At 63.2% G+C, this 8852-nt stretch carries 7 protein-coding genes and 1 pseudogene; 5 read left to right on the top strand and 3 right to left on the bottom strand.

All coding sequences use genetic code 11. The features are described 5' to 3' along the window. The first annotated feature begins 191 nt into the window (after window positions 1–191). The 3 genes from IEX85_RS19570 (at window position 192) to IEX85_RS19560 (ending at window position 4506) form a co-directional block, all read left to right on the top strand. Window positions 192–1595, top strand: a complete 1404-nt coding sequence (locus tag IEX85_RS19570; protein WP_188862306.1) for an aspartate ammonia-lyase — start codon at window positions 192–194, stop codon at window positions 1593–1595. Next, window positions 1592–2605 (top strand): asparaginase, encoded by a 1014-nt coding sequence (gene ansA, locus IEX85_RS19565; protein ID WP_188862305.1) that lies wholly within the window; start codon window positions 1592–1594, stop codon window positions 2603–2605. Before IEX85_RS19570 ends, ansA begins: the two co-directional genes overlap by 4 nt. Before the next feature lie 440 nt (window positions 2606–3045). Next, window positions 3046–4506 carry an alanine/glycine:cation symporter family protein gene (locus tag IEX85_RS19560; RefSeq protein ID WP_188862304.1) on the top strand — a complete coding sequence of 487 codons (1461 nt, stop codon included), beginning with the start codon at window positions 3046–3048 and terminating at the stop codon, window positions 4504–4506. Between the two features lie 27 nt (window positions 4507–4533). Here IEX85_RS19560 and IEX85_RS19555 read toward each other — a convergent pair. Then, window positions 4534–4794, bottom strand: a pseudogene (locus IEX85_RS19555) (hypothetical protein); the annotation flags it as partial. A gap of 250 nt (window positions 4795–5044) precedes the next feature. Here IEX85_RS19555 and IEX85_RS19550 point away from each other — a divergent pair. Then, window positions 5045–5530, top strand: coding sequence for a MarR family winged helix-turn-helix transcriptional regulator (locus IEX85_RS19550; protein ID WP_188862303.1), 486 nt, complete (start codon window positions 5045–5047; stop codon window positions 5528–5530). Window positions 5531–5533: 3 nt separating this feature from the next. Here the strand turns inward: IEX85_RS19550 and IEX85_RS19545 are convergent, their stop codons facing one another. Together IEX85_RS19545 and IEX85_RS19540 are read right to left on the bottom strand one after the other, a co-directional pair. Beyond that, a complete protein-coding gene (locus IEX85_RS19545; protein ID WP_268238102.1) occupies window positions 5534–5773 on the bottom strand; it encodes a hypothetical protein in 240 nt (79 codons plus the stop codon). Between the two features lie 227 nt (window positions 5774–6000). After that, window positions 6001–6840: a LysR family transcriptional regulator gene (locus IEX85_RS19540; protein WP_188862302.1), complete on the bottom strand. Its 840-nt coding sequence runs from the start codon at window positions 6838–6840 to the stop codon at window positions 6001–6003. A 106-nt stretch (window positions 6841–6946) separates the two neighbouring features. On the opposite strand from IEX85_RS19540, the gene IEX85_RS19535 reads away from it, so the two are divergent. Then, window positions 6947–8710, top strand: a complete 1764-nt coding sequence (locus IEX85_RS19535) for a SulP family inorganic anion transporter (protein WP_188862301.1) — start codon at window positions 6947–6949, stop codon at window positions 8708–8710. Window positions 8711–8852 lie beyond the last annotated feature (142 nt).

Raw genomic sequence — 8852 nt, 5'->3', positions numbered from 1 at the left:
CTTCGACGCCGCCCGCTTTGCCGACATGAACGTCGACCCGGCCGCCTGGGAGATCGAGCCCGAAGACCTCGAGCGCGTGCGACAGACACCGGTCGTACCGGCCACCAGCGGCAACTGATTGCACCAACGCCAACACCCGGGCCCGCCACCGCGGGCCCCCAATACCCCCTACCTGTGAGTTCCCGAACACGATGAACACTCGCATTGAACACGATTTGCTCGGCGATCTGGCCATTCCCGCCGACGCCTGGTACGGCATCCAGACCCAGCGCGCACTGGACAATTTCGCCATTACCGGTGTACCGATCAGCCACTTTCCCGAGCTGATCCGGGCGCTGGCGATGGTCAAGGCGGCCGCCGCCGGCGCCAACCGCGAGCTCGGTGTGCTCGACAGCATCAAGGCCGATGCCATCCTCGCCGCCTGTGACGACATCATCGCCGGCCGGCTGCACGACCAGTTCGTCGTCGACCTGATCCAGGGCGGCGCCGGCACCTCGACCAACATGAACGCCAACGAGGTGATCGCCAACCTGGCGCTGGAGAAGCTCGGGCACGGCAAGGGCGAATACCGCCACCTGCACCCGAACGACGACGTCAACCGCTCGCAGTCGACCAACGATGCCTATCCCACCGCCGCCTGCCTCGGGGTGCAGTTCGCCGCCGAACCGCTGGTTGCGGCGATACAGAGCCTGAAAACGGCGCTCGAAACCAAGGCCGCCGAGTTCGCCGACGTCGTCAAGATGGGGCGTACCCAGCTGCAGGACGCGGTGCCGATGACCCTGGGCCAGGAGTTCGAGGGCTTCGCGGTCAATCTCGGCGAGGATATCGACCGTATCCACGAGGCCTGCGCCCTGCTGTGCGAGGTCAATCTCGGCGGCACCGCGATCGGCACCGGCATCAACGCCCATCCGCGCTATCAGGCGCTGGCGGTGAAACGACTGGCGGAGATCTCCGGCAAACCGATGGTCCCCGCGTTCCACCTGGTCGAAGCGACCTCCGATATGGGTGCCTTCGTGTTTTTCTCCGGCATCCTCAAGCGCTTCGCCATCAAGATCGGCAAGATGTGCAACGACCTGCGGCTGCTCTCCAGCGGCCCCCGCACCGGCCTCGCGGAAATCCTGCTGCCGCCGATGCAGCCGGGGTCGTCGATCATGCCGGGCAAGGTCAACCCGGTGATCCCAGAAGCCGTCAACCAGACCGCCTACCAGGTCATCGCCAGCGACCTGGCGGTCACTTTGGCCGCAGAAGCCGGCCAGCTGCAGCTCAACGCCATGGAGCCTATGATCGTCTACAACCTGCTGAACTCGATCAAGATGCTCTGCAATGCCTGCAGCATGCTCGAGGAGCGCTGCATCCGCGGTATCCGCGCCAACCGCGAGCAGTGCGCCCGTCACGTCGATCACAGCATCGGTATCATCACCGCACTGGTGCCGCACATCGGTTACAGCAACGCCTCGCGCATCGCCACCACCGCCCTGACCAGCGGCGCCACGGTGCGGGAACTGGTGATCGCCGAAGGCCTGCTGGAGGAAATCCAGCTCGACCGGCTGCTCAGCCCACAGGCGATGCTGGCGCCGGTACAGGAGGTCCTGTGAGCCGGCGCATCCTGATTCTGTACACCGGCGGCACCATCGGCATGCTGCCCTCGGCCGAGGGCTACGTGCCGATGCCGGGGTTCCACGACCGCCTGCTGCAGCAGCTCGACAGCCGCGCCACGGCGCAGCTACCCGACTACGACCTGCTGGAGTTCGACGACCTGATCGACAGCGCCAACCTGGTGCCGGACGACTGGCGTCGCATCGGGCGCTGTTTGGCCAAGCACTGGCAGCGCTACGACGGTTTCGTCATTCTGCATGGCACCGATACCCTGGCCTACACCGCCTCGGCACTGTCGTTCATGCTGCAGCAGCTGGACAAGCCGGTCATTCTGACCGGCTCCCAGATTCCGCTGGCGGAGCTGCGCAACGACGCGCTGGACAACCTGATCACGGCGCTGCTGCTGGCCGGCAACCGGCCGATACCGGAAGTCTGCGTGCTGTTCAACGGCAGACTGCTGCGCGGCAACCGCAGCCGCAAGGTCAGGAGTGACGGCCTCGATGCCTTCGATTCACCCAACTTCCCCTGGCTGGGACGGGTCGGCATCGATATCGAACTGCAGACATCGCTGCTGCTGCCGGCCGGCGAGCCGAAGCTCGAGGCGCCGGTGTTCGACCCGAACGCCGTCGCCCTGTTGCCGGTCTATCCCGGCATTCCGGCGCGGACGCTGGCGGGCATTCTGGATCACAGCGCCATCAGGGGGTTGATCCTGCAGACCTACGGTGTCGGCAACCCGCCGGACGCCAACAGGGAGCTGATGGATACACTGGCGCAGGCCTGCGACCGCGGTATCGCCGTGCTCAACATCACCCAATGCGACCGGGGCGCGGTCATCCAGGGCGCCTATGCCACCGGCGCCGCGCTCAACCGTATCGGCGTCGTCGCCGGTCGCGATATCACACCGGAAGCCGCGTTCGCCAAGCTGCAGGTGCTGATCGCCCGAGGTTATGAAGGCGAAGCGCTGAGACAGGCACTGGACAGTTCGCTGTGCGGCGAGTGCACAACCTGATAGTCCCAGGTCCCGGAAAAGGGGCCTTCAGCCGACAGGTTTCCAGAAACTGTCTACGCTAAAAAATAGGTTTATCGCTATTCAGCGGGAAGATGACGTAATTCGTAGGATGGGTGGAACGGCGCCAGGGCACGGGATATCCGGTTCTGACTTAGCCAGGGCGTCGTGTAACCCATCTTGAGATGTCAAACCATTACGTGGAACCGGATTCATTGATGGGTTCCGCCGCCCCAGGCGACTGTGCTAATCGGCAAGGCAGCACCGGTGGGGGCTTCACCCATCCTACATTTTGGTTTGCGGTTTCCCGCTAATTTACGAAGAACCAAAACACGACCCTCTCGACCCCAACTGGCCTCCTGCAGTATCGGCAATTTCCCTGACCGAAAGGGGCACGTCATCGCCTGGCGGGTCATCACCCCCAATGCCTCAGGAGGAGCCCAATGCTGGATTTTCTCAACGACATTCTCTGGAGCAAGGTGCTGATCGCGTTGCTGATCATTGTCGGCGTCGGCTTCACCATCGCCTCGCGCTTCGTGCAGTTTCGCTATTTCGGCCGCATGTTCCGCATTCTCAGCGCCAGTCAGGCGTTCAAGCACGACAAGTACGGCCACCTGAGTTCCTTTCAGGCACTGGTGCTGTCGGTCGCGGGTCGCGTCGGCGGCGGCAATATCGCCGGTGTCGCGGTGGCGATCACCCTGGGCGGCCCGGGCGCCATCTTCTGGATGTGGGTGGTCGGCCTGATGGGCATGGCCACCAGCTATCTCGAATGCACCCTGGCGCAGGCCTACAAGCGCTCCGAGCCCGACGGCACCTACCGCGGCGGCCCGGCCTACTATATTTCCCACGGGCTCGGCCACAGCTGGAAATGGCTCGCCGGCGTTTACTCGGTATTGCTGCTGGTCACCTTCGGCCTCGGCTTCACCGCGCTGCAGTCCTATTCGGTGGCGACCTCGTTCGGCGACGCCTTCGGAGTGCCGGTGCTCTACACCGGCATCGGCCTGGCGATCGTCGTCGGGCTGATCATCTTCGGCGGCGTCAAGCGCATTGCCAGGGTTTCGGAAGTGCTGGTACCGATCATGGCCGGCAGCTATATCCTGATCGCCCTGGTGGTACTGGCGCTGAACCTCGCCGAGATTCCCGGCGTCATCGCGCTGATCGTCAAGAGCGCCTTCGGGCTCGAGCCGGCCATTGGCGGCGGTATCGGCGCCGCCATCATGCTCGGGGTCAAGCGCGGCCTGTTCTCCAACGAGGCGGGGCTCGGCAGCGCGCCGAACGTCGCCGCCGTCGCCTATGTGCCGCACCCGGCCAGCCAGGGCATCGTTCAGGCGTTCTCGGTATTTATCGACACCCTGATCATCTGCTCCTCGACCGCCTTCATCATCCTGCTCAGCGGCGCCTGGGACCCGGCCAGCGGTGCCGACGTCGGCGGTGTGGCCCTGACCCAGACGGCGCTGGCCGATCATGTCGGCGAATGGGGACGAAGCTTCGTCAGCATCGCGCTGATGCTGTTCGGCTTCAGCACCATGCTGTACAACTACTACCTCGGCGAGAACAGCCTCAACTTCTTCAGCAACGAGAACAAGCATCTGTTCAACGCCTTTCGCATCGCGGTCATCGCGCTGATCTGCTGGGGCGCCACCACCGATCTTGGCACGGCGTTCGCTTTCGCCGATGTCACCATGGGCCTGCTGGCGCTGGTCAACCTGGTCACCCTGATCCTGCTGTTCAGGACGGGACTGCGGCTGATGCGCGATTTCGATGGTCAGCTCAAGGGCGGCAACCCGCAGCCGGTATTCGACCCGGGCCGGTTCAGCGATCTCGATATCGACCTCAAGGCCTGGGAAATCGAGCCCGAGGATATCAGGCGGGCGCAGCAGAAAGCCGGCGGTAACGGCGACTGACCGTCGCCGGTATCATCGACTGGCGGATCAGAAAAACGCCTGCAGCCCGGTCTGGGCGCGGCCCAGGATCAGTGCGTGGATGTCGTGGGTGCTCCCGTAGGTGTTGACCACCTCGAGGTTGACCAGGTGGCGTGCGACGCCAAACTCGTCGCTGATGCCGTTACCGCCGAGCATGTCGCCCGGCTGGCGCGCGGTATGCCAGCAGGCTTCGGCGGCCCCGAGCGCGCCCCAGCTGATGCCGTAGCGGGCCAAATCCAGGCAGGTGAAGGGCCCCTTGAGCCCCTGGACCGTACGGCACACCATCCGCTCTTCGTCGCTGAGCTGCTGCTCCAGCAGCAGCGGGTCTTCCCGGTTGAAACTTGCCTTGTCCGCCATCGGGATGCCTCCGGATTAACGCCCAGGGCCTTTCCCTCAGCATAGTCGGCGCAGGGAGACGTCCGGGGCCGTTATTGGAAACGGGGGCAATGAACTGTGCGCGAGCGTAAAAGTACTTATAATGATTAAGTTTTATTCCTGATTACGGACAGATGACAACCCGATGCCGGAGACAAAGAAAACCGCTGTAACCGATACCAGCCTGCCCGCCGCCGACTCAAACGGCGTTCTCGACGAGCTGATCGGTTATGCGCTCAAACGTGCCCACGTGCACATGAACAGGAAGCTTGTCGCCAGGCTTGGCCAGCACGATTTGCGTCCGGCCCAGTTCGCTGCGCTGGTGATGATCGAACAGGCGCCGGGCCTGACCCAGGTGGATCTGGGCAGCCAGCTGTCGATCGACCCGCCCCAGGTCGTCACCCTGGTCAACAAACTGGAAAAAATGGGCCTGGCCCTGCGCATACGCAGCAAACCGGATCGGCGCGCCTACGGCATCTATCTGAGCAAGTCGGGGGAACAGTTGCTGAAGCAGCTGAAAACCGATGCCAGGGAGGTTGATATTGACGGCACCGCCAGTCTCGACGAGGGCGAACGCGCCCAGCTGCTCGCACTTTTGAAGAAGCTGTATCGCAGCGATACAAACGATTGAAGATCAGCAACGACGTCCGTTACAGACAGCCCGGAGAAGGGGCCCGGGCTGTCTGCAGGACGCTGAAGCTGCCGCAATATGATTCTTGACGGCATCGTAGCTCTGGGGAGCCTTGGCCAGCGTCTGCGCAGGATAGAGCTCAACCTCGATACGACCACCGGAGGCCTCCTCGATGGATTGCCCCCAGGCCTCGAAATTTTTCGGAATCTCGGATGAAGTCGGCCAGAAATGCGCGAATCGCAGGTTGTGCTCGGCCGCCTCGGCGCCGGCAAGCGGCAGCAGGGCGAGCAGACTGGAAGCAGCGATGTGGCTCTGGGCTGCGGCGTTATTGCCTGCCGCCGGGGTCGAAACGACCCCGCTTTTAGGGAGGGTGGCTCTACATAACAGGAGCCGGGAGTGACTGCGGGTTACAGGGCGGCAAGGGGGTATTTGTGAAGACGTCCCGCCCGGCGCACAAAAGCCAGGCGTCGCTACACATCCAACCGGCCGAGCAGATCGGCAATCAGCGCCTGGTGCTCGCCGTGCAGGCCGAAGGCGGCGTAAGCCTTCATCTCGATCACCGGCGCATCCTCGACGCCATGCAATCGTCCCTGCCCGATCAGCGGTGCGACGATGGAGTCCGGCAGGTAGGCGGCGCCACCGCAGTCCAGCATCAGGTTCAGCGCGACCCGGCCGCTGTTGACGCGTCCCCGGGCCAACAGGCGCTGGGGAAAGTGACTCTCGTGCAGGCTGGCAAAGGTGGTCCCCCACTCCACGCGGATATAACCATCGCCGATGGCCTTCTCGAGCGGCTGTCCGGCCCGGCTGGACACCAGCCGCAGCGGCACCGTCGCGACCTCTTCGACAACCACATCGCGTATGCGCGGCGGCTCGTACATGAATCCGACGTCGATCATGCGCTGTTCCAGTTTTTCCACCACCCGCAACGGTGTGCTTTCCTCGGCGCGCAGGCCGAGACTCGGATAGTCGCGATAGATGCCGTTCAGCCACTGCTGCAGGAAGATATCCCAGAGGCTGGCCACCCCGGCGACCACCAGCCGGCGCTTGTGGCGTTCGCTCAGCGCCGTGTCCTCGTAGGCCCTTTCCCAGGCGCTGAGTATGAAACGGGCATGCCGTTCCATACGCTCGCCCGCCGGTGTCAGGCCGATTTGATGGTGACTGCGGGTGAACAGCGACAGCCCCAGATGCTGCTCCAGCTGGCGGATACGGGCGCTGACGGTCGAGGGTGAAACACAGAGGTTCTCGGAGGCTTTGCCGAAGTTGCGGGTCCGGCTCACTTCCAGAAAGGTTTGCAGCAGTAGGGTATCCATTGCGGCCGCCATTCGATTTTTTTGTTCATCATAACCATTTTTTTTCGTTTTTCAGCATATGGTTTTTTTTCTACTCTTGCCGCTCGTTGACAGGAGACCCTAGAAGATGAACCGCATACTGCTGCTCCGGCTGCCCTTTATGAGCTGGGGCCGGCGACTTGACCGACAGACACTGACCCACGACCTGATCGCCGGTCTGACCGGCGCCGTCATTGTGCTGCCGCAAGGCGTCGCCTACGCCTTTATCGCCGGTCTGCCGCCGGAGTACGGCCTCTACACCGCTATCATCACGCCGGTTGTTGCCGCCCTGTTCGGTTCGTCACTGCACCTGATCTCTGGACCGACAGCAGCGATTTCCATCGTCGTAATGAGCGTTGCCAGCGGCCTCGGCGAACTGAATCCGGCACAATATCTGGGTGCGGTGCTTACCATTACCCTGCTGGCCGGCCTGATGCAGCTCGCACTGGGTCTGCTGCGCCTGGGCAGCCTGGTCAACTTCATCTCCCATACCGTGGTAATCGGTTTCACCGCCGGCGCCGCCATTCTGATCGGCGCCAGCCAGCTCAAGCACCTGTTCGGCATCGACGTACCGGCCGGGCTATCCTTCGTTGAGGGGCTCGCGGCTTTGGCCGGTGATCTGGGTGGCCTGAACCCCTACTCGCTGGCCATTGGTCTGATCACGTTGATCACCGCGTTAGTGGTACGACGTGTCAACCGCCGCTGGCCGCACCTGCTGATTGGCATGTTCGTTGGCAGCCTCGCCTGCCTGCTGCTCGATGGCTCCGGCAATGGAGTCGCTCTGGTCGGCGCCCTTCCGGGCACCCTGCCGCCTTTCTCGATGCCGGACCTGTCCGCACATTCGCTGCAGGCGTTGACCTCCGGTGCCTTCGCCATCGCCCTGCTGGGTCTGATCGAGGCGGTGTCTATCGCCCGCGCCATCGCCATCCGCTCGCAGCAGAAGATCGACGGCAATCAGGAGTTTATCGGCCAGGGCCTGTCCAATATCATAGGTAGTTTTTTCTCCTGTTATGCCGGCTCCGGCTCCTTCACCCGTTCCGGCGCCAATTACGATGCCGGCGCACGAACGCCAATGGCGGCAATCTTCGCCGCCGTGCTGCTGGCGATCATCCTGCTGCTTGCGCCCGGTCTCACCGCTTACCTGCCGTTGCCGGCGATGGCCGGCGCCATCCTGCTGATCGCATGGAACCTCATCGATTTTCACCATATCCGGGGCATCCTGCGCACCAATCGCAACGAGGCCCTGGTGCTCGGCGTCACCTTTTTCGCGACCCTGTTCGTCGAACTGGAGTTCGCCATATACATCGGTGTGATCCTGTCGCTGGTGATGTACCTGCGGCGCACCTCGCGTCCGACGGTCATGGAGGTCGCGCCGATACAGAACCATCCCGAACGCCGCATTCGCAACGTCGGCCGCTACGATCTCGCTCAGTGCCCGCAGCTGAAAATCGTACGCATCGACGGTTCACTGTTCTTCGGCGCCATCGACCATGTGCAGCAGCGCATTCGCAGACTCAGCGAGGAAGCGGGTGTCCAGCTGCTGATCGTCGGCAAGGGTATCAACTTCATCGATGTCGCCGGCGCCGAGATGCTGATTCAGGAAGCCCGCCGGCTCGAACAACAGGGCGGACGCCTGATGCTGAGCTCGCTGAAAGGCACAGTGCTAGACGAACTCAAGAGCAGCGGCTATTTTGACAAGCTCGGCCCCGAACGGATTTTCGAAACGCCCAAAGTCGCCATCGCGGCGGCGGTGGTAAGGGTCACGCCCGATACCTGCAGCCGCTGCGAGAAACGGATTTTCCGGGAGTGCAGCACGGCTTCGCCAGAGCCGCTCCCCGTCAAGCAGCTGTGAGCCGGGCAGGCCCGAAGGGCGAACGCTGCGCGTTGCCCTTAACAGCCGGCACAGCAGATCAGCTCGCACAGTCTGCGGAACACACCACGGGAGCGGGCAGAAACACCTGCCTGTGCCCCGATCAACCAGGGAGAGCAAACAC

It is taken from the genome of Marinobacterium nitratireducens, from assembly GCF_014645375.1.
In the GTDB taxonomy this organism is placed as follows: domain Bacteria; phylum Pseudomonadota; class Gammaproteobacteria; order Pseudomonadales; family Balneatricaceae; genus Marinobacterium_A; species Marinobacterium_A nitratireducens.
This window is presented reverse-complemented; position numbering and strand designations above follow the sequence as displayed.